Below are 23281 nucleotides of genomic sequence, written 5' to 3'. Positions count from 1 at the left end.
CGTTCGATAAGATTTCCGTGCAGCTAATGGCAATTTCCGGATAGCGTTCCCACCGTCCGCCCCCGGATCATGCGGTTTTTTGGCGACATTTCCCAATCCCATCAGGCCCATGCCGACGCTACACCATATTCCAGGCAAACCCATGGATCAGGACCCTTGCCACGCAGCCGTGATTTTGCGTTATAGGGAGGGTATCATGAGCACAGATACACCCAACCTCCTCTCGCCCAGCCCGGTCTACAAGCCCTTCCGTTATCCGTGGGCGTTCGAGGCATGGAAAACCCAGCAGTCCCTGCACTGGTTGCCCGAGGAAATCCCCCTTGGCGATGATGTGAAGGACTGGAACAACAACCTGTCCGAGACGGAAAAATATCTGGTCACCCAGATCTTCCGCCTGTTCACCCAACAGGATACCGAAGTGGAGAATGCCTATATCGACCTGTACATGCCCCGCTTCAAACCGACCGAAGTGCGCATGATGCTGTCGGCATTCACGAATATGGAAAGCATCCATCAGGCCGCCTACAGTCACCTGCTGGACACCATTGGCATGCCGGAAACCGAGTACGCTGCCTTCCTTGAATACGAGGCAATGGCCGCGAAGCACGAATTCCTCAAACGCTTCAACATGGATGATCACTACAACACCGCCCTGTCCATGGCCGTATTCGCAGGCTTTACCGAAGGGCTGCAGCTTTTCGCGTCGTTTGCCATGCTGCTGAACTTCCCCCGCCATAACCTGATGAAGGGCATGGGGCAGGTCGTGACATGGTCCGTGCGTGACGAAAGCCTGCATGTTGAAAGCATCACCCGCCTGTTCAAGACATACATGCAGGAATTCGGCCACCAGATCGACAAGCCCGCAGTAGCCGATGCGATCCATCAGGCCTGCCGTGAGATCGTGACCAACGAGGACCGCTTCATCGACCTTGCCTTCCGTATGGGGCCGGTCAATGGCCTGACGGCAGATGAGGTCAAGCAGTACATCCGCTTCATCGCCAACCGTCGCCTGATCGGGCTGGAACTGGAACCGATTTATGACGTGCCCAGCAATCCCCTGCCATGGATTGATGAAATGATGAACGCGGTTGAACACGCCAACTTCTTCGAAAACCGGGCGACCGAATACAGCCGAGGTGCTACCCTGGGAACATGGGATGAAGCATTCGCCTGAAGACGGGCCAGACAGTCAGCAGACCACGGACCTGCGGAGCATGTGCTGGCATAACCGGCACGTATCCCGCAATCCTGCCCTCCCCGGGCAGGCAGGCTGCAGCGCCAGATCTGCGGGTCATGACTCATGGACGGGCTTCTCCCTGCCCCATATGGGGATGCGTCACCGGATCTGGAACATAACCTCAACCTGAAAGCCATCCCTGCCTCGCCGGCACATGATGTCATTCAGTCTGCCGCAGGCCCCCTTTTCGGGACTGGAGCTTCATGGCTGGCATCCGCCGATGCATCATTGCATGCGATATGTATTTATCCATACAACCCATGATGGCGCATGTTGATAACGGAAGCCCCATGAAACCCACCATGATCCCGCGGTTTACCCTGCTGGTGGCCCTTGCCCTTGTTACATCACTGGCGGCCTGTGCGGACCGCGACCCACGCATGGACCGCAATGCACGCGCGGCCTATGACAACGGGAATGGTGGCCCGCAGGGGGGATGGGGCAGTCTGGGCGGTGGATGGAGCGGCCCGGGCAATATGGGATGGTGAAGGATGCCGCCATCATGGGAAACCGGTATTTTTCCAGCCTTGATCGCCTTTGTGAACACCGTCCAGTCCGCTTCTGTCTGGTCCGCATAATGGGTTGAAAAACAGCCTATGGCATCGGAGAACACATTCCCCTTACCCAGATAACCGCTAATGAATGCACTATCCCCCGAACGCGCATGTGCGCGGGCCAGCGTCCTGCCGTACAATTGGGCATAATCGGCCAGCCCTTCGGGCGTAACATCTGCCCCGACGGCGGCCAGCCGGGCATCTTTCAGGCGGCGAATGTAAAACTGCCGCCCCGCCCCGGACAGGTCCGATGTCGCAGGGTCGGTTCCGGACCGGGTATGCGTGCAGCCCAGGAAAATGTCCGTTTCCGCCTGCATGATGCGCTGGCCCACCACCACGCGCTGCCCCTGATTATGAAACACCGATGCCCCGGCAAAGGGGGCAAGCACCGACTGCTGGGCTTCCTTGATCTGCAGCAGCAGTGTTTCCCCATCCGGCGTGGCAAACAGTCCTATGGCGCAGAAGGTGCCGACACTGCCAATCCCGACCACCTTGAAAATCACGTCATGCAACGCATATCGGTCCAGCAGCACCGCCAGTTCGGCTGGCTGTGTCGCCACGTAGCGGGCAAAGGCATGGCGGATTGTATCTTCATGCGCGGGCAGGCGCATGACCAGCGGCGCATGTTCGCGCAGCGACGGTGTGGCACCCTCCTCATCTATCAGGCCGTAATGGCAGCGCGCACTTTCCATCCGTGCCCGCAGCAGGGTTTCGGCCCGCCTGCGCACATGCCGGTCTGAAAACGTGGCGATCGCGGCGGACAGGTCGATGGGATTGCCCCAGACTTCCAGCGGGGACAGCATGGCAAGACGCTTCATTTCCCGGGCGTAGGTCCGCGCCATGGATACCGCCAGGTCACGTGCCTTGCGCTCTGACAGGCCCCCTTCCCGTCCGGCCAGCACCAGCGACGTGCCAAGGCGCTTTATATCCCATTCGAATGGGGCAGGCAGCGTTTCGTCAAAATCGTTGATATCAAAAACCGGGCTCCCTTCCGGCGAGGCATAGCTGCCGAAATTGGCCAGATGGCAGTCCCCGCACGCCTGCACGCGTGGCCCCGCCACGGGCGTATGCGCAAGGTCGGACGCCATGACCACCGCCGCCCCGCGCAGGAACGCAAACGGGGATACCATCATCCGCCCATAACGCACCGGCAGCAGATCCCGTATCCGGCTTTCCCCCTGCCCGACCAGCAGGGCAACCGGATCGGGCCGCCCCCTGGGCGCATGCCATTGCGCATGGTGGGCACGCATTGTCTTCCTGCGCAGGGCAACGCCCTGTTTATGGCGTTCCATGCGGTCAAGGCTGCGATGGCCCCACTGCATGGTCCTAAGGGCCGCATGTTCCTGATCCATGTCCTGATACTATCATTTTTGACATATTGTGTCATGCCATCCGCCCCCGGCGTTCATCGTGTCCGCGCGAACGGACGGTTCATGCAGGTCGGGCCGGCATGCCGGATTAACGCATCTCAACGACGACGGTCACAAAGAAGCCAGCTGCATACAGCAGAACTTTGTATCCGGCATGATCCGCCGGACCACGGACAGTCCCAGAAAGAGGCAGAACTTCCATGAGATATGCCCACAGTAACTTCGAAGCCTTCGTACGCCCTGAAAAACCGGTCGGGATCGACACCCGTTCGGCCTGGATTGTCGGTGGCGGCCTGGGCGGCATGGCCGCAGCCGCTTTCCTGATCCGTGACGCGGGAATGACACCGTCAAGAATTACCATCCTTGAGGCATCGGACGCCAATGGCGGCGCGCTGGATGGCGCGGGTGATGCCGAAACCGGCTGGCTGATCCGTGGCGGCCGGGAAATGGAGGAACAGTTCCAGTGTCTGTGGGATCTGTACCGGTCCATCCCCTCGCTGGAGGTACCCGGCGCATCGGTGCTGGATGAGTTCTATCGCCTCAACCGCGTCGATCCGTCCTCCAGCCCGGTCCGGGCCATGTGCGGACGCGGGCAGCCCCTGCCCGCGCGCAACAGCCTGAAGCTGACTGGGAAAGCGCGGCGCGAAATCATCTCCCTTGTCCTGACGGATGAGGAAAAGCTGAATGGCAGGACAATCAGCGATGTCCTGTCCGCGGATTTCATGAAATCGAATTTCTGGCTGTTCTGGCGGTCCATGTTCGCGTTCGAGACATGGCACAGCGCGATCGAGATGAAGCGCTACCTTGCCCGCTTCGTGCACCAGATCCTTGGGCTGAAGGACCTGCATACGCTGAAATTCACCCGCTTCAACCAGCAGGAATCCCTCAGCCTGCCGCTGGCCACTTGGCTGACCGATCAGGGCGTGGTGTTTCGTCACGGGGTGCAGGTGACCAATGTGCGCATCGATACATCGGGTGTGAAAAAGGTGGCGACCCATATCGACTGGCTGGAAAATGGCGCGACAGGTGGCACCGCAGTCGGCGCGCGGGATCTGGTGTTCGTCACCAATGGCTCCATGGTTGAAAACTCCCGCTGGGGTGACCATCACACCCCCGCGCCGATAGACGCCACGATCGCGCAGGGCAATGTCTGGCAGCTATGGCGCAACATCGCGGCACAGGACCCGGCTTTCGGCCAGCCGGACGTGTTTTGTGGCGACACCACGAAATCACGCTGGGAATCCGCCACCGTCACCACGCTGGATGCCCGCATCCCGGCCCTTGTGCACAAGGTGACGGGACGTGATCCCTTCTCCGGACGGACCGTAACGGGGGGACCGGTCACGATCGCGGATTCCGCGTGGCTGATGAGCTGGGTCGTCAGCCGCCAGCCGCATTTCAAGGGCCAGCCCAAAGGCCAGATGGTGGCATGGCTGTATGGCCTGTTCAGCAACGTGCCGGGCGATTACGTAAAAAAGCCCATGCAGGACTGCACGGGCGAGGAAATCACCCGCGAATGGCTGTTCCACATGGGCGTACCCGAGACAGGGATTGACGACATGGCGGCCACGGGCGCGATTACCCACCCGTGCATGATGCCCTTCATCACGGCGCAGTTCATGCCGCGCGCCGTGGGCGACCGGCCAAAGGTCGTGCCCGATGGTAGTGTCAACCTCGCCTTCCTGGGCCAGTTTGCCGAAACGCCGCGTGATACGGTGTTCACGACGGAATATTCCGTCCGTACTGCGATGGAGGCAGTCTATACGCTGCTGGATATCGACCGCGCCGTGCCGGAAGTGTTTGGCAGCGTCTATGACGCGCTCATGCTGGTGCAGGCGGCAGCGGAAATGCGCGACGGGAAAAAGATACCGGCCTCGACCCTGATCCGGCGCCTGACGGACGGGACGGAAGTGGACACCCTGCTGGAACGCTACGGACTGATCTGAACAGGCCGGGCACGGCAGGGAGGGGTCAGGTCACGCCCGTCCCTGCCGGATACCCCGCATGAACCACACGCAGGCCAGCATGATGGCGCCACCCAGCGGCACCAGCCACGTAAAGGCGATGGCATGGCCATACGGCCGCCAGAAAACCATGGCGCCGCACACGACCGCCAGTGTCACGATGAACGCGGGCAGCACGTCACGCCTGTCCGCCTGCCGACTGAACATGGCGAATGCAAAAGCCCCGAGCATCGGCCCATAGGCACATGACGCCACCGACAGGCCGAATACCACCGCCGGGCCATGGCTGTGGGCAAACCCGAGTGCGGCCAGCACCAGCACGACCGCCCACAGCACGGTCACCAACCGTGCGAAGCCCAGCGGAGACAGGCGCACCCACCGCGCCATGGTTCGGCAGGGCGTGGAAAAATCCAGCAATGTCGCACTGGTCATGGCATTGAGGGTTGCGGAAAGCGAGCCCATCGTCGCACTCAGCAGACCCGCGACCAGCAGCCCCGCAAGCCCCTGTGGCAGGCCATGCACGATAAAATCAGGAAACAGCGCGTCCGACGTCGGCAACCCCATGGCGGCAAGCGGGCGTTCGTCATTACGCGCCCATAGCAGCATGCCCACCAGCGACAGCATGGCAAACAGGCAGCCAACCACGACACCACTGCCCACCAGCGCCTTTCTGGCATCCGCCAGCGTTCGCGCCGCCAGCACGCGCTGCACCAGCAACTGGTCCGTGCCGTGCGACGCCATGGCCATGATCGCCCCACCGATCATGGCGGCGTACGGCGTATAGGGATCAAGGAAATACAGGCGGGATTTATGGAACAGATGGAACCTGTTGGAATGACGCAGCATATGGATCTGCAGGTCCGTTGCATGATGGTACAGCATTACGATACAGGCCGCCGTCCCCACCACGTACACGACCAGCTGTATCGCATCGGACCACACCACGGCCCGCAGGCCACCCAGCATCGTGTAGCCCAGCGTCAGCCCGACAATCGCCACCATGACCAGCCATTGTGGCAGCGGGAAATCCATGGCGGACAGGATGGCCGCAACCGGCAGCATGCCCGCAAACAGCCTGATTCCTTCGGCCAGTACGCGCGTTACCAGGAACGTGACGGATACGGTGCGCTCCATCGCCTGCCCGAAACGCTGGCCCAGATACTGATATACGCTGCCCACCTGTCCGGAAAAATAATGCGGCAGGAACAGCCACGCCACCAGGGCGCGCCCGATGACATACCCCACCCCAAGTCCCGCAAACACCATGCCGCCGCCATAGGCGATGCCGGGTATGCTGATGATGGTCAGGGTGGAAGTTTCCGTCGCGACAAGAGACAGGCAGATGGCCCACCATGGCAGATCATGCCTGCCGCCGACATAGGTGGAAACGGAATCCTGCCGCCCCGACAGGGCAAACGCAACAAAGGGCAGGGTCAGGCAATAGATACAGATAATCGAGAGATCAGTTGCGGACATACCGGTTCCATCACGTCATGAAGGCACACCATATGGCCAGAGCATTCCCATATGAAAGAGCCGGACCGCCCGAAACCGGAACGGTTTAATCCCCGCCCTGCGCACAGGTCCGGTCCACCCGGTCATGTCACCGTATCCGGACGGGCTTTTCCCGCTTTCGTGCAGCCTGCTGCCCCCGGCCCGTCTGGCGGAACGGATCGTTGTCATGGCAGCGGGGATGATGGTATCGTTTATGGATCAGGCATCTGGCATGTCGCCTTTCAACGGATCTTTTGCAACATGCATGTTTTTCCAGCCGCCCCCCGGCTGAAGCGCCGTCATGTCCTGATGCTGACAGGTGCCGCGACCCTGACCGCCTGTGCCCCGCATGCGCATGGCGGGCCGCCACCTGCCCCGGACATGCATGATGTGGACCGCCGGTTGCAGCTGGCCGTGACACAGGGGGAAGCACCCGGCGTTGTCTGCGCCATAGGCCATGACCAGCAGGTCGTGCATCGGGCCGTGTACGGCAGACGCGTCGTAACCCCGACCCCTGAGACCATGACATGGGACACGGTGTTCGACATGGCGTCCCTGACCAAACCGGTCATTACAGCGCCCTGTATCATGCAGTTATGGGAACAGGGCCGGTTCAGGCTTGATGATCCTGTCTCGCGCTACCTGCCGCAATTTGCCGCCGCGGGGAAATCCACCATTACCATCCGGCATCTGCTGACCCATTATTCCGGCCTGCCGCCCGACCTGGACCTGACCCACCCGTGGCAGGGACATGACGCGGCCTTCGACCTGACCATGCAGGCTGCCCCCACGCAGCCACCGGGCAGCGGGTTCGTTTACAGCGACATCAATTTCATTACGCTGGGTTTCCTGGTGGAAAAACTGTCCGGCATGACGCTGGATGCCTATGCCACGCGTTTCCTCCTGACGCCGCTGGACCTGCGGCAGTCACGGTTCCTGCCACCCGCCACATGGTCCGCGCGCATTGCCCCCACCCAGACCGATGAACGGGGCCGTATGCTGCGCGGTCAGGTCAATGATCCCTCGACCAGGCGGATGGGCGGGGTCGCGGGCCATGCGGGCCTGTTTTCCACGGCCAGCGACATGTGTCTGTATGCACAGGCGCTGCTGGACCGCCGTGCAGGCAGACCATCGGCCTATCCCCTGAAACGCGACACCGTCATGCTGATGACCACCGCAGGGCAGCCACAGGGCAAAACCGACCTGCGCGGGCTGGGATGGGATATTTCCACGCATTATTCCTCCGCCCGGGGGGACAGGTTTCCCGTGGGGTCTTTCGGCCATACCGGATTTACCGGCACGTCGCTGTGGCTGGATCCGGGCAGTGACAGCTATGTCGTGATCCTGACCAGTCGCCTGCATCCGGATGGTCACGGCAATGTCGTGCGCCTGCGCCATGATGTTGCGACAGCCGCGGCCCTTGCGCTGATCCCGTCCCGGGGCTGATGCCTTTATTTCATTCACTTGCAGCAAGTCAGGTTACATGACCCTTAACCACAACATTCCTACCCCGCCCATCGCGACAGAAGGGCAGGACCCCCGTTACGCGGATGTGGACATCTGGCCTGTCGGTTCGGTGCTGGATGCGCTGGTGGAATCACAGATGAGCGCCATCGCCGCCGTCCGGGCCACGACCCCGGAACTGGAACGCGCGGTGAACAGCGCCCTGCCCCGGCTTCTGGCGGGGGGACGGCTGTTCTATGTCGGTGCGGGTACGTCCGGGCGGATCGGCATGCAGGATGGAGTGGAACTGCTTCCCACCTTTGGCTGGGAGCCGGAACGCCTTGTCCTGCTGCTGGCGGGCGGGAACGACGCTGTCCATCAGGCAGCGGAAGGAGCCGAGGACCGCGAGGACGTGGCCCGCACGGACATACTGGCCCATAATCCCGGCCCCGATGACGTGGTGCTGGGCATCGCGGCCAGTGGGTCCACCCCTTATACCTGTGCCGCGATTATGGCAGCGCGTACTGCCGGCAGCCTGACCATCGGCATCGCGTGCAATCGTGGCGGGAGGCTGCTGGACGTGGCGGAACAGGGCATTGCGGTGGTAACGGGGCCGGAAGTCATTTCCGGATCAACAAGGCTGAAGGCTGGCACCGCGCAGAAAGCCGCCCTTAACCTGATTTCCACAACACTCATGATCCGTATGGGCCATGCCTATCGGGGACAGATGGTTGACATGCGGGTGGTCAATGCCAAGCTGCGGGACAGAGCGTGCCGCATGGTCCGCAGCCTGACCGGCAGCACTGAACAGCAGGCGCTGCACGCCCTGGATGCCACGGGGTTCAATGTCAAACGTGCCGTCATGATCTGTTCGGGCATTCCCGCCGATCAGATTGAAACGCTGCTCAGGGCGCATGATGGCAACCTGCGTTCGATCCTTGGACAACCTGCCAGAAGACCGCTGCGAAAGCCTGATGACAAAACTGCCTGCATATGAATATGACAGGCGGTTTTTGGGTGCTGGCTTTACAAAAAAGCCAGCACCCAAAACTTCTGTTTTCCATTAACGACTGGTGTGCCGTGGATAGGTAATCCCGACGTGGCACATGGTGGGGTCTGCCCAGGGCCATGGTGAAAATTCACGGCCAACATATTCAGGCCGCACAAAAGAGCACAGGCACAGGCCGCCTGCCGGTAACACCATACAGGTGCTGCCGGCATCCGTCTCAGGCCGGGCGGCCGATATGGAAGCCCTGCATGTAACGGAAACCCAGCGCGGTCAGCCTGTGCTGTTCCGCCTGTGTCTCGACTCCTTCGATAATCACGTCCTTGCCCAGCTGCTGGCCCAGGTCAGCGATCAGGCGCAGTATGTCCTGCGTATGACCATGCGTGCCCATGGTCTTTACAAAGCTGCGATCAGTCTTGATCATGTCAAACGGCATGATGCCCAGATGTGACAGGGAACTCTGCCCGCTGCCAAAACTGTTTATGGCAATACGCGTCCCTGCACCACGCAGGGCGGAAAGGGAGCGGATCGAGGCATCCATGTCCGGCTGAAGTGCATCCTCGGTTATTTCCAGCACGATCCATTCGGCGCGTGCGCCGGTCCGCTCCAGCAGTTGGCGTAACTGTCCAGGCAGTTCGGACAGACGCAACTGGCTGGCGCTCAAGTTGACATGCACGGCAATGGCCTGCCCCGCAGGCTGTGCCTGATTGCAGGCAACCGCATGGTGCATGGCCTGTTCCAGCACCCAGTGGCCGATGGGCACGATCAACCCCGTTTCTTCCGCATTGCGGATGAAGGCTGCCGGGTCATGCAGCACGCCACGACGGTCACGCCAGCGCAGCAGCGCTTCATGCCCGGTCACGCGCCCGTCGGATACGTCCATTATCGGCTGGTAGTGCAGCACGAATTCATTGCGTTGCAGTGCGTCTGGCAGTTCGCTCTGTAAAATCAGGGCATGGTGCATGCGTGCCAGCAGGTCGGGCGTGAACAGGATGACCCGGTCGCCACCACGCCGCTTGGCCTCATACATCGCCAGGTCCGCATCGCGCACGATGTCAGCCGAGGATGTGTGGTCATGGTCCGACGTGACAATACCGATACTGGCCGATGGCTGCAGATGATGGCCGTCAATCACCATCTCACCTTCCAGTTCCTGACAGATTCGCGTGCCAATATCCCCCAGCGCCGCACGATCGCGGGCTACACTGATGATGGCGGTAAACTCATCCCCCCCAGACGGGCCATGAAGCAGTCCTGCTCCGTCTCGAACACCCGGCGCAGGCGGCTTACAATCTCGATCAGGAAAAGATCACCCGTATGGTGGCCAAAGCTGTCATTCACCAGCTTGAACTTGTCCAGATCGATGAACATGACGGCATGGTCGCGGCCCGTAGCCCGGTCACCTGTCATGAGGGCGTCCAGCCGGGCCAGGAACGCCTTGCGGTTGGGCAGGCCGGTCAGGGCGTCGTGCGTGGCTTCGTACTGCAGGCGTTCGGCGGTTTCACGGCGCTCCAGCACATGGGAAAGCTGACGGCCGATGTTGGAGAACATGGCAAGGGAATACGGATCGTCTTCCTGCCGGGACCGTGCACCAAATTCCAGCACGATCGCCATACGGCCCATAACCATGACCGGCACCAGCACCACCGTCTGCATGCCTGCGCGCGTGCCTTCGCCAACCAGCCACAGCGGCCCTGTCTCGATCTGCAGGCGTGCGCACAGGCTTGGCAACAGCACATTGTCCCGGCCCACAGGCATGGCGCGCCCCGCCGCCGCATGTTCATGGCCTGAAGAAAAGCGATCGGCCAGCCTGAACATGCGGCTGTTGCCCGCTGCATCAGGCATCCATGCCAGCGCCATGCACCATGGCCCCATCTCACACGCCTGCGTAAAGGCGAAGCGTATGATATCCTCCACCGACGCACCGCTATTGGCCTGTGCCGCCACGGCTTCCATCAGGGCCTGCTGGCGGTTGCGGGCGTAAAGCTGGCTCAGGCCCTCTTCCGCAATGCGTTCGGCTTCCTTGCGAACCATGCGTTCACGTTCATAGCGCCGCCGGATGCGCTGGTACAGGGCTTCATAATCCGGCGTATCTGCCGCCGGTGCAGGATGCGCGCTCACTGCCATTTTACCCGCAATACGTTTTCCTTGTCCGAACCGGGTGGAAAACGTTCGACAGTCGCCCGTTCGCCAAACACGTCGGCGGCGCCAAGTATGAATCCCTGCGCAAGGTCGATCAGATGGCGCTGGGAGCTGTATGTCATATCCAGCGTGCCATCCGCATTTTCCTTCATCTGGAAGTGCGGACATATGGCACCGGGATAGAGTTTGAGCACCTCGGGGTGGATGATGCTGTTCACGCTCAGGATGAAGCTGCGTGAATTGGGATGCGCATTGAACAGTGCGGGGTAGCGTTCCTTGAGAATGGGCATGGCGTCACGCCCGAAGCGATGCAGCAGTTCTGCCGGTGTTATGCCCAGATGGGCTGAAGCCGCCTGCACAAGGGCCAGCATGTCCGTGTCGGGGTAACTGCCAAGTGAAGTGTAGGTCCCGCCTACGTTGGCGGCGTCAAGCAGTTCGTCCCATGCTTCTGCGCCGTGATTCTTTTCCACGACTTCTTCAAGAATATTGAAAACAACACCCTTCATTTATCCCGATCCCCTTGGAATGTTCTGATTTATAAAGGTGTATATATTATACGTAATAACATGTTGTTATAATTTTGAAGCATTCCTGATATGTTTTTCATGCATGTATAGCATAAGTTCTTTATATCCCTTCCTGATCAGGGAATCAAATAACAGCCATTATTCCACAGGGAACATACAATAATTACATTATTATATCAGAACGAACATTACCGGCACGAATATATAAACAGATCAGTCGTATATAAAGCATGCTGTGATATTGCTATTAATATACTTATTAGTCTATAAACTGACGTTCTTCGAAGCCTTTAAGGAGCGTGGCCATTCCTTTCACCGGAAACTATTTTGGGTTCATGATCGTGCCTCATCTGCATGACCTCCCTTTGGAACATGAGTAATAACAGGAAAACCTACGCAATATGGCGGCCATGACATAGATCATGGCGGAATATCTACATCAGGCATGCTGAACCTTACACACTGCTTCATGCAAAAATAGAGACGCCCTCCCCTGCCCCGCATAACAGGATGATTACGTCACATTTTCATTCCATCGCATTGATCTTTATAATACCGCGGTGAAATTCAGGGTGTCGAGGATCAGGCATGAAGCCTATGCTTACGGTCATTGGTCTTATGAGCGGTACGTCACTTGACGGTGTGGACGCCGCCGTGATCCACACCGATGGTGAGCGGATCACAGGGTTGGGACCGGATACCAGCCTGCCCTATACGGCAGACTTGCGTCAGCGCGCGCGCCGCATCCTGGACCAAGCGCCCACCCTGTCCTTCGATGATCCCGAACTGAAAGCGGTCGAACAGGACATTACCCGTCATCATATCAACGCGGTGCGGCAGTTACAGGCCCTTGTGCCGGGTATCGACCTGATCGGTTTTCATGGCCAGACCATCCTGCATGCGCCTGATCGCCACCGGACATGGCAGATTGGCGATGCGGAAATGCTGTCACGGGCGACAGGACAGGCTGTCATCCATGATTTCCGTAGCGCCGATGTAGCCGCAGGCGGCGAAGGCGCGCCACTGGTGCCGTGGTTTCACGCAGCCCTGCTGCATGGCGTACCGGGGCCGGTTGCCGTGCTGAATATCGGCGGCGTTGCAAATGTTACGTTTATTGATGCGGACGGTACGATCCATGCCTGTGACACCGGACCGGGCAATGCCCTGCTTGATGACTGGGCACTGTGCCATACCGGCACGGCATGCGATATTGACGGGCAACTGGCGCGCGCGGGCACGGTCAACTGGGCTATTGTGGAACAGTTGCTGTCTGCCCCCTATTTTGCCCGCCCTGCCCCAAAATCACTGGATCGCCAGACATTTGCCATGGCCCTGGATCGGGTGGCCGCCTGCACACCGGTGGATGGTGCAGCGACACTCGCCGCCTTCACCATCGAAGCTGTCCGTCGCACGCCGCTGCCCGCAAGACCCACACGCTGGTATGTCTGTGGCGGTGGGCGACATAATCCTGTGCTCATGCAGGGATTGCAGGCCGCATTGCAGGTTCCGGTCGAAACAGTGGATCATCTTGGCTGGAACGGTGATACGCTGGAAGCGCAATGTTTCGGCTTTCTTGCCGCACGCAGTGTGCGCGGACTGCCGCTATCCGCACCCACGATCACGGGAGGACCGAATGGCCTGTCCGGTGGCCGCCTGACCTGTGCCGGGCTTATGCCTGTACCATCATGGGTCCATGCAACCAGCGGGAGGCATTCATGAAACTTGTCATCACCCCGGATCAGGCCAGCGCCTGCGCTCATGTGGCGGACATGCTGTATACATGCTGCGCGCATAACCCTGCTGCCGTTCTGGGACTTGCAACCGGGCGCACGATGGAACAGGTTTATGGAAGGCTTGTCCGTCGCATTCATGATGCACCAGTCAACCTTGCAAATTGCACGACGTTCAATCTGGATGAATATTGCGGGTTCGTTGCGCGGACGGCGCATTCATACCGCGCCTATATGCAGCACCACCTGTTCCGCCATCTGGATATTCCCCCAACGCAGACGCACCTGCCACCCGGTGATACCGATGATGCAACAGCCGCCTGTGCACGGTACGAAACCGCGATCCGCGCCGCGGGCGGTATTGACCTGCAACTGCTCGGGATCGGTCATACGGGCCATATCGGTTTTAACGAACCTCTTTCTTCTTTCGCGTCCCGTACCCGTCGTGTCAGGCTTGCCCCCGCGACGCGCGCCCAGAATGCGGAAATGTTTGGCGGCTGTCCGGACAATGTGCCGCACCATGCGCTGACTGTTGGTGTCGGGACAATCTTGGAAACCAGGCGCGCCGTCCTGCTGGCGACAGGTCCCGGCAAGGCTGCAATCATTGCCCGCGTGATCGAAGGGGCTATTTCACCCATGACCAGCGCCTCCGCGCTGCATTTCCATCCTGATTGCACATTTGTACTGGATGAAGATGCAGCCATGGACCTGTCGGATGAATGCCGATGGATGGCGGAATACGTCCCGTCACTGACTTATTGATAAAAATGAAAGTTTTTGATTCTGCTTTTTTTTGAAAAAATATTCACGGAAAACTGCTTAATGATTTTCAGTATATTTCAAAAACTCCACATAATTTTCTCGTCAGGGCCGGTGGTTCAGGACGGCGCGTTTCAATGATTGGCCGGTCCTGTTTTCCATCGCGTGGCAGGAATATGAGCACGACATGCATTTGCCACACATATCGTTACTTAATAAAAATATATATAATACTTTAGTATTATATATATGATATTATAAAAAATTATTTTCAGGAATATAATAAAATTCCAAGGCGGCTCCTTTTCCCAAAATGGTGGCGCGTCCTGAAGCTTTTTTCAAAAGGCTTCACCGAAACCTTTTCATGATCTGCAGAACACTTTCAGGCAGATTTTTGAAACACTCCTTACTGAAAACCAAATATCAAAATACGGTTTTCAAGCTGGAAAAATTTTCCCAGAAAATATTTTCACCTATGCGGAACTCAATTCCGTCAATAATTTTCCTTAAAAAACGAAATTTAAAAAACATATACCGCGATGCACAATAAATTAATATATTAAACAGAAAACTATATCCGTATAAATTCGTTTAGTTGCCACATAAATAAAACCAATAATATATCAGTGGCCGTCAAATGAAATATTTTACGCATCGACGTGGAAGATTTTCGATACTGTATTTCGGATTTTCCATATATATAGCTATCGGCACACATGAATCGCCCGCAAATGGCATTTTCAATGGAAACCAGGGGAATGACGCCAGTTATGCCCTGCGTAACAGCGCCCAGCACCCGGCATCGACCATGACAGGGGATTGGGGTGGTTACAGAACCTATCTGCGCGACAGGGGAATAGACCTGGCTGCGACATGGACCAACGAAACCGCCGGCAACACGACAGGCGGGGACCGGCGCACTGCCGCCGAAACCAACCAGATCGCGGCCATTATGGATATCGACGCGGAAAAACTGGTGAAATGGAAAGGGGCAACCTTCAATTTCACCTTTACCAGCCGTTGGGGCACCAACCTGATTACACGGGCGGGCCTGTATACCCTGCAACAGCCACAGGAAGTATGGGGACGCGGGCAGACCACCCGACTGACCGGATTATGGTATAATCAGAAACTGGGGAATCACTTCAGTTTCAAGATTGGACGCCTGCCAACCGGTGCCGATTTTGACAATGTGCCCTGCCTGACAATGGTCAACTATTTCTGCGGTGCGACAACGGGGAACATGGATGGCAATCGCTGGCTGAACTGGCCTGTCAGTACCTGGGGCGGCTATCTTAAATACAACAGTCCCCTGTGGTACCTGCAGGCCGGCGCTTATGAACAGAACATGCGCAATCTGGATAACAAGTTTTTCCTTGGTTACGTTCATGGGGCAACCGGTGCCCTGCTGCCGTTCGAAACCGGATTACGCCTGCATATGGGATCACACCGCTATCCAGGGGTTTACCGTATTGGCGGATGGATCAATACCGCCAGCGCACCGGATATCTTGCTGGCAACCAATGGGCAGCCCGCTGTTACTGGTGGACTGCCAATGCTGGAACGGGGCAGTTCCCATGGTGGCTATCTATGGTTCCAGCAGCAGTTGACGGGTACATTCAGCGAAAAATCCGGACAGGATCCGGTCGTCCTGCAGGGCCTGACCGCGTATGTCACACTGACCATGGTCGACAAGAAAACAAGTCCCGTTTCATCGCAGGTGACAGGTAGCCTGCGTTATCTTGGACTGCCATGGCGCAGGCATGATGCCGTGACACTTGCCTTTGGTACCAATCACGTCAATTCACGCCTTGCTACATTGGAATGGTATCAGGCCGGTAAAAAAGGACCGCGACGGGATTCCGAATTTGCCATTGAAACAGACTACACAATCCAGTTCAGGCCGTGGGTCTATATCGAGCCAAACGTCCAGTTCTGGGTTAATCCCGGCGGTTATACCCAGCGCGACCTGGTTACGGTTATCGGTATGAAAACTGGCTTTACCTTCTAGGAATATTTCAACACAACTTATCAATGATATGGTGAAATATTTTGGATACTACTTTTTAAAAAAAAGGCAGCGCTTCTCTGAAGCTTTTTGGGGAAGGTGGCATCAAAAATTTCATCATGATTTGCAGTCAGTTTTTAAAACAGTCCCTTTATATTGTTCCTTTACATTCAAAATAATAAAATACAGGCCATCTTCTGTTCAGGTGAAGGATAGCCTGTATTCTTTAATTTTTGAAACTCGCCGTTGTTATCCGGCCTGCTCCATCCTATGAATGAAATCCGGTTGCCGTATCGGTCGCAACTGCGTTGTCCAGATCATCCGTAGCCCCACTGACGCCCACTGCCCCGATCAGGTATTTGCCACTCATGACCGGGCAGGACCCGGGTACTGCCGTAATACCGGGCAATGTTGCCAGAAACGCCTGATTCTGACTGATGCGCTGGGCCAGTACCTTGCCCGGTGAATGATACAGCGCAGCCGTCCGGGCCTTCTTTATGGCTGTTTCATCCGTTCCGGTCTGGGAATCATCCATGCGGGTGAATGCAAGCAGCCTGCCTGATGCATCCACTACCGCAATACTGACCTGCATGCCCTTCTGTCGTGCTTCCTCCTCGGCGGCATTCAGCAGGCTTTTCGCACCGGCATTGCTAAGCTGCGGACGGGTCAGCAGTTTGGCGTCATCAGCATGCGCCACGCCAAATGCAGGAAGGCACGCCAGAATGGCCAGTGGCCCAATATGTCTGATCTTCATGGGAAATCCTGATGCAAGATTGTCTGGATACTCTGTTTTATATTCGGGGCCATTTTCGGTCCGTATCAGCGGAAGTGCCTGGCCGTATCGATAACAAGTGCCTGTTCATTTTCATTGGTATCGCCACTGGTGCCGATACTGCCAACGACAACATCACCCTGCCTGAAAACCGCGCCACCCGCTGATGGCAGGATACCGGGCACAAAACCAATGGGCAGGTTCTGGGTGCGCACGGCATCAAAGAACTCGATCGTGTTACGGGCGAACCGTGCCGCCGATTTCGCCTTTGCGATCGAGGCTTCCACACACCCGGCATAGGCGCCCTGCATACGGATGAAGGCCACCAGGTTTCCATCCGTATCCTCGACCGCTATGCACAGCTTGAGATGCCGGTTTTCTGCCAGGCCAACTGCATAATGCGCCATATCCATTGCCGCATCGGTCGTGATGTTAAGCTGCGGCGCGGTGGAGGAAGATGACGGCTGCGCAAGCGCGGGGGTCGCGCACGACGCCAGCACCGCAAGGGCTTTAAGCAGATGCTTCATTTCAAGGGTTACCTTATTCTCAATGTTATTATTGAACCCCTGACGACGCTTCATGTTTGGCCGGACCGGCACATACATGGACAGTAAAGACGTCGTTCAGTTCAGATTATACGATAGAACCCATGTCATATCGCACATGACATTCTATTACAGATTTTTTGTGCACATACAAATAACAATCAACAAATCGCATGCATGTGATAAATTACATCACCTTCTTACGAATAATGGATATTCTTACCGTATAAAAAATATGGACAGAAAAAGTATTGAATAACGATGCCATCACAACCTGATTCAGATATCACGCGGTGCATGATCCGGGGGCGCAGATACACATAACGGCAACAGGAATCCAGGCAGCAGGCCACGGTCGATCAGCCAGCCATCAATCGAGAACTTGCCCGCCCCCGCAATCGAAAAACTGGCAAAGGCGACAATCATCAGCATCGGATATTCCCAACCGCCGACAGGGGCATTGTTCCAGGTAAATCCGTCACCGAAATGTCGGCCGTAATGATTGGCAATCAGGTAATAGGCCGCCCCACCGATTCCGGCCAGACGGGTCATGAATCCCATCCCTACGCCAATTGCCACCGACAGTTCACATAATCCACCAATAATAACAGCCTGCCCGTCTGGCGGAAACCCGAATCCGACAAAGACATATTCCATATGATGGAATGAATGTATGCCCGCAAAAAGTTTTTCGGCAAAATGCCCCACCATGTCGAAACCGAAATATATGCGCAGTATTGCCGTCTGCCATTGCAGGTGGTTATTCCACCCATCAATGCCATGCGCTGTCCAGTCACGGGCCATGCAGTCCGCATACAGTAAAAGATAGATGATGAACGTGGCCGTGGAACAGGCCATGCCCGGTACTGATCCATGAATGGCCGCCACCCGCCAGCTTATGACGAACGGCAGGAGCGAACCAAGGAAACCGACCACGAAATTCCGTGGCATCACCACAACCGTGATAACCAGCGCAAGACCATCCAGCCCGATGGTGGACAGGCAGGCAAGGTCCGGTATCACCGGCACGATAAAGGACGAATAGATCATGGCGGCAGTCGTGCCAGCCAGCGCCAGCCACAACAGCCAGTAAGGCACAAAACGCGGCCGCAATGCCGCGAACGACGGTGGGACCGTATTCGACTTCATGTACATTTTATTTTTCTTCTTTGACTGGTGTCGAACCGTGTTTCATCTATTTCGGGTCATGGGCGGGGTCATGTTCCCGCCCGACCTGTCATGTGTATTGATGTCTCCATTCCTGCGTCATGCATGCTGAACGATCGAAATGGCGGATCGGGTTCGCCAGCATGGTCAATAAATGACCGGTTCGGGCACTGGCGGGCCGAAATCTGTCTGCAGGAAGTCGAAATCACATCCTTCATTCGCCTGACGCATGTGGTGTGCGGCCATCCAGCCATATCCACGCCCGTAACGCGGTGCGGGTGGTGTCCATGCCGCACGACGGCGTGCCAGTTCCGCGTCGGATACTTCCATGTTGACGGAACGCGCCGCCACGTCCACCGCGATGATATCGCCCGTCTTCAGCAACGCCAGTGGACCGCCAACATAGCTTTCAGGGGCGACATGCAGGATGCATGCGCCGTAGCTTGTGCCACTCATCCGGGCATCGGACAGGCGCAGCATATCCCGGTAACCTTCCTTCACCAGACGTTTGGGCATGGGCAGCATCCCCCATTCCGGCATGCCCGGACCGCCCAGCGGCCCGGCATTGCGCAGTACAAGGACATGATCGGGGGTTACATCCAGCGTCTCGTCATCCAGCGCTTTCTTCATGGTGGGATAATCGTCAAACACCAGCGCCGGTCCCCTGTGTTTATGGAACCTGGGGTCACAGCAGGCAGGCTTCATCACGCAGCCATCAGGGGCCAGGTTGCCGCGCAGGACTGTCAGCGCGCCACCAGCTTCCCCCGTGAACATCGGTCTGTCCAGTGGTCTTATGACATCATCGTTCCAGACCTTTGCATCACGGATGTTTTCCCCCACGCTGCGTCCGGTCACTGTCAGGCAGCCCAGATCAAGGAAGCTGGAAATCCGGTTCATCAGCGCGGCGATCCCGCCAGCGTAGTAGAAATCCTCCATAAGATAGGTCGTGCCCGTTGGCCGGACATTGGCGATGACCGGGACATCACGGCTGGCGCGGTCAAAATCATCCAGCCCGATGTCAACGCCCGCGCGCCGCGCCATGGCGATAACGTGTATGATGGCGTTGGTCGAACACCCCATTGCCATCGCCACCGCAATGGCGTTACGAAAGGCGGCATGGGTCTGGATTTTTGATGGTTTCAGGTCCTCCCACACCATATTGACAATCCGCCGTCCCGAACTCTTGGCCATGCGGATATGGTTGGAATCAACCGCCGGAATTGAACTGGCCCCCGGCAGGGACAGGCCGATCGCTTCGGCAATGGCGGTCATGGTGCTGGCCGTGCCCATGGTCATGCAGGTGCCCGCACTACGCGCGATCCCGGCTTCAACCCCCTGCCAGTCTTCGGGCGTGATCTTGCCCGCGCGCAGTTCATCCCAGTATTTCCATGAATCCGAACCCGAACCCAGTGTCTTTCCCTGCCAGTTCCCGCGCAGCATCGGTCCCGCCGGCACATAGATTGCCGGAATATCCATGCTGGTCGCCCCCAGCAGCAGGCCGGGCGTGGTCTTGTCACACCCCCCCATCAACACCGCACCATCGGCGGGGTAGGCGCGCAGCAGTTCTTCCGCCTCCATCGCCAGCATGTTGCGGTACAGCATGGTGGTGGGCTTCATGAAATTTTCGGACAGCGAGATGGCAGGAAGCTCCATGGGAAATCCGCCTGCTTCCAGCACGCCCCGCTTTACATCCTCCACACGCTGGCGAAAATGCATATGGCACGGATTGATGTCGGACCATGTGTTCAGGATGGCGATGACGGGCTTGCCCTCCCAGTCCTGTGGGTCATAGCCCATCTGCATTGCGCGGGAACGATGACCGAAGCTGCGCAGGTCGGCAGGACCAAACCACCGCGCGCTACGCAGCCTGCGTTTCGCCTGTCCTGCCGTATTTCCGCCATCAGGATGTGTACCGGCGTCTTCCGTCATGCTTTTGTTCTCCCTGCGCCCCCGGTCGGTCACAATGGCCTGATAACAAGGGTGTTTATTACTGCAGTTAGGGCAAGACAGTTCTGGAGTGTCCAGATTAGATACGGCATGGATTAAGACAGGATTGATATCGATGCTTCAGCTCACGCAGGTCCGGTGTTTTGTCACGGTGGCGGAGGAACTGCATTTCGGGCGTGCTGCAGCACGGCTGAACATGACCCAGCCGCCGCTGAGCCGACAGGTCCAGCTGCTGGAACACGCGCTTGGCGTTGAATTGCTGGAGCGCAACAGCCGCAGCGTCCGGCTGACGCCCGCGGGCGCGATCTTCCTGCCCGAGGCCCGCCGCCTGCTGCGCAGCGCGGAAGACGCGGTCCTTCTGGCCCGCCGTGCGCGGCGCGGTGCGCTGGGCCAGGTCGCGATCGGGTTCACGCCATCCAGCAGCTATGACTTTCTGCCCCGGCTGATCCATGGGCTGCGGGCGGCCTATCCCGATATCGAACTTACGCTGGAGGAAATGATCACCCGCGACCAGATCGCAGCCCTTGCCTCCCACCGGATTGACCTTGCTTTCGTTCGCCCGCCGTTCGAATCAAAGGAAACCTGCGCACGCAAGGTCCGGGCCGAACCCATGGTGGCCGCCCTGCCCCACGATCACCCTCTGGTCGCATGCAGCGCACTGACGCCTGCGGATATGGAGGGGCAGGATCTCATCATGTATTCGATCCTGGGGGGCGGCTATTTTCACGACCTTGTGCAGCGCCTTCTGGTCAGCGCGCATATCCGGCCGCACCTGATCCATCATCTGACCCAGATTCACGCCCTGCTTTCCATGGTCAGGACCGGGGTTGGCATCGCCCTGATCCCGGAATCGGCGTCACAGCTTGGTATCGAAAATGTCATCTACCGTCCGCTGGCGTTTGGCGAGAACATCATGGCCGAACTGTTCATGGTCCACCGCGCGCAGGATGTCAGCCCGGTGCTGGGCAATGTCATGGATATCGTATCCCGGATGACCAAAACGCAGATCCCGCCCCGGCCCCAGCCCTGACGGGGCGTTCCAGAACCGCGATGGTTTTGTGGGTGATGCCGCCAGTGCATCAATCCATGCGCAGTTTGATTTGGACTTCCTGCCTTTTTCACGCGTTCCCTTGCACACAGGACCCGATGCGGTCGCAGGGCGACCGGGCAAAACCCCGGCCCCACCGTGCAGGTCCGCGTATCAGGGGAGAAAACAGGGTGACCATGACAAGAGGGCCAACCACAGGCCCCACCGCCACACATGCACCGATTGCCGCAGGCGTATCCCATGCGGCCCCACGCACCGCCGTCCGTTACAGTGTCCTTGCGTTCCTGTTCATCATCACGGCGATCAACTATGGTGATCGCGCGACATTGGGGATCGCGGGGTCATCCATCTCGCACGACCTCGGATTAAGCCCGGTCATGATGGGTTACATCTTTTCCGCCTTCGGCTGGGCCTATGTCATGAACCAGGTGCCCGGTGGCTGGCTGCTGGACCGTTTTGGTTCCATCCGTGTCTATGGCGCAAGCCTGCTGGCGTGGTCGGTCTGCACATTGTTCATTGCAGGCGTGGGCCATGTTCCCCACACCATCGCCTTTCCCGTGCTGTTCGTGCTGTGGGCCGGGCTGGGACTGGTGGAGGCACCGACGTTTCCCGCCAACAGCCGTATTGTATCAAGCTGGTTCCCGACGGCGGAACGCGGCCTTGCTACCTCCATCTTCAATTCGGCGCAATACGTCGCGGTCGCGTTCTTTGCGCCGCTCATGGGGTGGATTACCCAGCAGTTCGGCTGGGAATACATCTTTGCCGTCATGGGTATAGCGGGGGTAGTGCTTGCTACAGTCTGGCTCATGCGCATGCGTCCACCCGCCACCCATCCTGGCGTCAATGCGGCGGAGCTTGCGTTCATCCGCACGGGTGGCGCGCTGGTCGATATCGATGACCGCACCAGGCGGCTGCGCAGGCCGCTGACATGGCGGCAGGTGCGCTTCATGCTGACGGACCGGACGCTGGTGGGGGTGTACGGGGGACAATACTGCATTACCGCAATCCTGTATTTCTTCCTGACGTGGTTCCCGCTTTACCTGCATCAGTCGCGCGGGCTGTCCATGACGCAGACCGGGCTGGCGGCCAGCGTGCCCGCGTTGTGCGGGCTGGCGGGTGCGATCTCGGGCGGGGCGCTGTCGGACATGCTGTTACGCAGGGGACAATCGGAAAACGTCGCGCGCAAGACGCCCTATGTTGTGGGCATGGCAATCGCATCCACCATCTGCCTGTGCAATTTTGTCCAGTCCGCCTGGGTAATTGTCCTCATCATGTCCTTTGCATTCTTTGGCAAGGGTGTCGCCGCCATTGGCTGGGCGGTCATATCCGACATAGCCCCCAGGGAAACGCCGGGCCTGGCTGCGGGCATCTTCAACGGGATCGGGAATATCGCCGGGATCGTGACGCCCATCGTGATCGGCTATATCGTTGCAATAACAAAATCCTACAATGGTGCGCTGCTGTTTGTGGCAGGTCACTGTGTCGTGGCGATCCTGCTGTACCTGTTCGTGGTTGGAAAGATCAGGCGTCTTTCCCTTCCGGTGTGAATCGGTTCCATCGCTTTCCTG

18 protein-coding genes and 1 pseudogene are annotated in these 23281 nt (G+C 58.1%); 10 read left to right on the top strand and 9 right to left on the bottom strand.

What is annotated here, in order from left to right; translation table 11 throughout:
• Nucleotides 1-196 precede the first annotated feature (196 nt).
• Both MSKU9_RS02625 and MSKU9_RS18465 read left to right on the top strand, forming a co-directional pair.
• Complete coding sequence (locus tag MSKU9_RS02625) at nucleotides 197-1174, top strand: ribonucleotide-diphosphate reductase subunit beta (RefSeq protein ID WP_141259791.1); 978 nt, start codon at nucleotides 197-199, stop codon at nucleotides 1172-1174.
• Between the two features lie 353 nt (nucleotides 1175-1527).
• Nucleotides 1528-1725 carry a hypothetical protein gene (locus MSKU9_RS18465; RefSeq protein ID WP_227002330.1) on the top strand — a complete coding sequence of 66 codons (198 nt, stop codon included), beginning with the start codon at nucleotides 1528-1530 and terminating at the stop codon, nucleotides 1723-1725.
• On the opposite strand, the gene MSKU9_RS02615 is transcribed toward MSKU9_RS18465, so the two are convergent.
• A complete protein-coding gene (locus MSKU9_RS02615; protein WP_141259790.1) occupies nucleotides 1641-3143 on the bottom strand; it encodes a DUF2252 domain-containing protein in 1503 nt (500 codons plus the stop codon). The two genes, MSKU9_RS18465 and MSKU9_RS02615, sit on opposite strands and share 85 nt — an antisense overlap.
• A 218-nt stretch (nucleotides 3144-3361) precedes the next feature.
• On the opposite strand from MSKU9_RS02615, the gene MSKU9_RS02610 reads away from it, so the two are divergent.
• Entirely contained in the window at nucleotides 3362-5107 is a 1746-nt protein-coding gene (locus MSKU9_RS02610; protein WP_141259789.1) for an oleate hydratase, read from the top strand.
• 30 nt (nucleotides 5108-5137) lie between these two features.
• Here the strand turns inward: MSKU9_RS02610 and MSKU9_RS02605 are convergent, their stop codons facing one another.
• Entirely contained in the window at nucleotides 5138-6601 is a 1464-nt protein-coding gene (locus MSKU9_RS02605; protein WP_141259788.1) for a sodium:solute symporter, read from the bottom strand.
• 279 nt (nucleotides 6602-6880) lie between these two features.
• On the opposite strand from MSKU9_RS02605, the gene MSKU9_RS02600 reads away from it, so the two are divergent.
• Both MSKU9_RS02600 and MSKU9_RS02595 read left to right on the top strand, forming a co-directional pair.
• Complete coding sequence (locus MSKU9_RS02600) at nucleotides 6881-8065, top strand: serine hydrolase domain-containing protein (RefSeq protein ID WP_141259787.1); 1185 nt, start codon at nucleotides 6881-6883, stop codon at nucleotides 8063-8065.
• 37 nt (nucleotides 8066-8102) lie between these two features.
• Nucleotides 8103-9059 (top strand): N-acetylmuramic acid 6-phosphate etherase, encoded by a 957-nt coding sequence (locus MSKU9_RS02595; RefSeq protein ID WP_141259786.1) that lies wholly within the window; start codon nucleotides 8103-8105, stop codon nucleotides 9057-9059.
• A 229-nt stretch (nucleotides 9060-9288) separates the two neighbouring features.
• On the opposite strand, the gene MSKU9_RS02590 is transcribed toward MSKU9_RS02595, so the two are convergent.
• From MSKU9_RS02590 to MSKU9_RS02580, 3 genes and pseudogenes are all read right to left on the bottom strand, one after another.
• Nucleotides 9289-10032 carry an EAL domain-containing protein gene (locus MSKU9_RS02590; RefSeq protein WP_227000589.1) on the bottom strand — a complete coding sequence of 248 codons (744 nt, stop codon included), beginning with the start codon at nucleotides 10030-10032 and terminating at the stop codon, nucleotides 9289-9291.
• Between the two features lie 87 nt (nucleotides 10033-10119).
• Nucleotides 10120-10619 (bottom strand): annotated as a pseudogene (locus MSKU9_RS18460) (diguanylate cyclase domain-containing protein); the annotation flags it as partial.
• A gap of 566 nt (nucleotides 10620-11185) precedes the next feature.
• On the bottom strand, nucleotides 11186-11716 hold the full coding sequence (locus MSKU9_RS02580) for a heme NO-binding domain-containing protein (RefSeq protein ID WP_141259783.1): 531 nt from the start codon (nucleotides 11714-11716) through the stop codon (nucleotides 11186-11188).
• Nucleotides 11717-12325: 609 nt separating this feature from the next.
• On the opposite strand from MSKU9_RS02580, the gene MSKU9_RS02575 reads away from it, so the two are divergent.
• The 3 genes from MSKU9_RS02575 (at nucleotide 12326) to MSKU9_RS02565 (ending at nucleotide 16237) form a co-directional block, all read left to right on the top strand.
• On the top strand, nucleotides 12326-13456 hold the full coding sequence (locus MSKU9_RS02575) for an anhydro-N-acetylmuramic acid kinase (RefSeq protein WP_227002329.1): 1131 nt from the start codon (nucleotides 12326-12328) through the stop codon (nucleotides 13454-13456).
• Nucleotides 13453-14229, top strand: coding sequence for a glucosamine-6-phosphate deaminase (locus MSKU9_RS02570; RefSeq protein ID WP_162853794.1), 777 nt, complete (start codon nucleotides 13453-13455; stop codon nucleotides 14227-14229). The genes MSKU9_RS02575 and MSKU9_RS02570 overlap by 4 nt, the downstream gene beginning before the upstream one ends.
• Nucleotides 14230-15034: 805 nt before the next feature.
• Nucleotides 15035-16237, top strand: a complete 1203-nt coding sequence (locus MSKU9_RS02565; protein ID WP_227002328.1) for a carbohydrate porin — start codon at nucleotides 15035-15037, stop codon at nucleotides 16235-16237.
• Nucleotides 16238-16502: 265 nt separating this feature from the next.
• Here the strand turns inward: MSKU9_RS02565 and MSKU9_RS02560 are convergent, their stop codons facing one another.
• The 4 genes from MSKU9_RS02560 to araD form a co-directional block, all read right to left on the bottom strand.
• Nucleotides 16503-16988 (bottom strand): GlcG/HbpS family heme-binding protein, encoded by a 486-nt coding sequence (locus MSKU9_RS02560; RefSeq protein WP_141259780.1) that lies wholly within the window; start codon nucleotides 16986-16988, stop codon nucleotides 16503-16505.
• A gap of 65 nt (nucleotides 16989-17053) precedes the next feature.
• Nucleotides 17054-17533, bottom strand: a complete 480-nt coding sequence (locus MSKU9_RS02555) for a GlcG/HbpS family heme-binding protein (RefSeq protein WP_227000547.1) — start codon at nucleotides 17531-17533, stop codon at nucleotides 17054-17056.
• Nucleotides 17534-17830: 297 nt separating this feature from the next.
• On the bottom strand, nucleotides 17831-18700 hold the full coding sequence (locus MSKU9_RS02550) for a DoxX family protein (protein ID WP_227002327.1): 870 nt from the start codon (nucleotides 18698-18700) through the stop codon (nucleotides 17831-17833).
• 165 nt (nucleotides 18701-18865) lie between these two features.
• Nucleotides 18866-20647, bottom strand: a complete 1782-nt coding sequence (gene araD / locus MSKU9_RS02545; protein ID WP_141259778.1) for an L-arabinonate dehydratase — start codon at nucleotides 20645-20647, stop codon at nucleotides 18866-18868.
• A 133-nt stretch (nucleotides 20648-20780) separates the two neighbouring features.
• On the opposite strand from araD, the gene MSKU9_RS02540 reads away from it, so the two are divergent.
• Both MSKU9_RS02540 and MSKU9_RS02535 read left to right on the top strand, forming a co-directional pair.
• Nucleotides 20781-21695 (top strand): LysR family transcriptional regulator, encoded by a 915-nt coding sequence (locus tag MSKU9_RS02540; RefSeq protein ID WP_141259777.1) that lies wholly within the window; start codon nucleotides 20781-20783, stop codon nucleotides 21693-21695.
• 194 nt (nucleotides 21696-21889) lie between these two features.
• Nucleotides 21890-23260: an MFS transporter gene (locus tag MSKU9_RS02535; protein ID WP_141259874.1), complete on the top strand. Its 1371-nt coding sequence runs from the start codon at nucleotides 21890-21892 to the stop codon at nucleotides 23258-23260.
• The last annotated feature ends 21 nt before the right edge of the window (nucleotides 23261-23281 follow it).

The organism is Komagataeibacter diospyri (assembly GCF_006538165.1).
Lineage (GTDB): Bacteria > Pseudomonadota > Alphaproteobacteria > Acetobacterales > Acetobacteraceae > Komagataeibacter > Komagataeibacter diospyri.
This window is presented reverse-complemented; position numbering and strand designations above follow the sequence as displayed.

Coding starts and splice junctions, on each gene's coding strand:
- MSKU9_RS02560 (WP_141259780.1), bottom strand. CDS start 16,988: ATGAAGATCAGACATATTGGGCCACTGGCCATTCTGGCGTGCCTTCCT.
- MSKU9_RS02550 (WP_227002327.1), bottom strand. CDS start 18,700: ATGAAGTCGAATACGGTCCCACCGTCGTTCGCGGCATTGCGGCCGCGT.
- MSKU9_RS02540 (WP_141259777.1), top strand. CDS start 20,781: ATGCTTCAGCTCACGCAGGTCCGGTGTTTTGTCACGGTGGCGGAGGAA.
- MSKU9_RS02555 (WP_227000547.1), bottom strand. CDS start 17,533: ATGAAGCATCTGCTTAAAGCCCTTGCGGTGCTGGCGTCGTGCGCGACC.
- MSKU9_RS02590 (WP_227000589.1), bottom strand. CDS start 10,032: ATGCACCATGCCCTGATTTTACAGAGCGAACTGCCAGACGCACTGCAA.
- MSKU9_RS02600 (WP_141259787.1), top strand. CDS start 6,881: ATGCATGTTTTTCCAGCCGCCCCCCGGCTGAAGCGCCGTCATGTCCTG.
- MSKU9_RS02595 (WP_141259786.1), top strand. CDS start 8,103: ATGACCCTTAACCACAACATTCCTACCCCGCCCATCGCGACAGAAGGG.
- MSKU9_RS02615 (WP_141259790.1), bottom strand. CDS start 3,143: ATGGATCAGGAACATGCGGCCCTTAGGACCATGCAGTGGGGCCATCGC.
- MSKU9_RS02570 (WP_162853794.1), top strand. CDS start 13,453: ATGAAACTTGTCATCACCCCGGATCAGGCCAGCGCCTGCGCTCATGTG.
- MSKU9_RS02580 (WP_141259783.1), bottom strand. CDS start 11,716: ATGAAGGGTGTTGTTTTCAATATTCTTGAAGAAGTCGTGGAAAAGAAT.
- MSKU9_RS02605 (WP_141259788.1), bottom strand. CDS start 6,601: ATGTCCGCAACTGATCTCTCGATTATCTGTATCTATTGCCTGACCCTG.
- MSKU9_RS02610 (WP_141259789.1), top strand. CDS start 3,362: ATGAGATATGCCCACAGTAACTTCGAAGCCTTCGTACGCCCTGAAAAA.
- MSKU9_RS02625 (WP_141259791.1), top strand. CDS start 197: ATGAGCACAGATACACCCAACCTCCTCTCGCCCAGCCCGGTCTACAAG.
- araD (WP_141259778.1), bottom strand. CDS start 20,647: ATGACGGAAGACGCCGGTACACATCCTGATGGCGGAAATACGGCAGGA.
- MSKU9_RS18465 (WP_227002330.1), top strand. CDS start 1,528: ATGAAACCCACCATGATCCCGCGGTTTACCCTGCTGGTGGCCCTTGCC.
- MSKU9_RS02575 (WP_227002329.1), top strand. CDS start 12,326: ATGAAGCCTATGCTTACGGTCATTGGTCTTATGAGCGGTACGTCACTT.
- MSKU9_RS02535 (WP_141259874.1), top strand. CDS start 21,890: ATGACAAGAGGGCCAACCACAGGCCCCACCGCCACACATGCACCGATT.
- MSKU9_RS02565 (WP_227002328.1), top strand. CDS start 15,035: ATGACAGGGGATTGGGGTGGTTACAGAACCTATCTGCGCGACAGGGGA.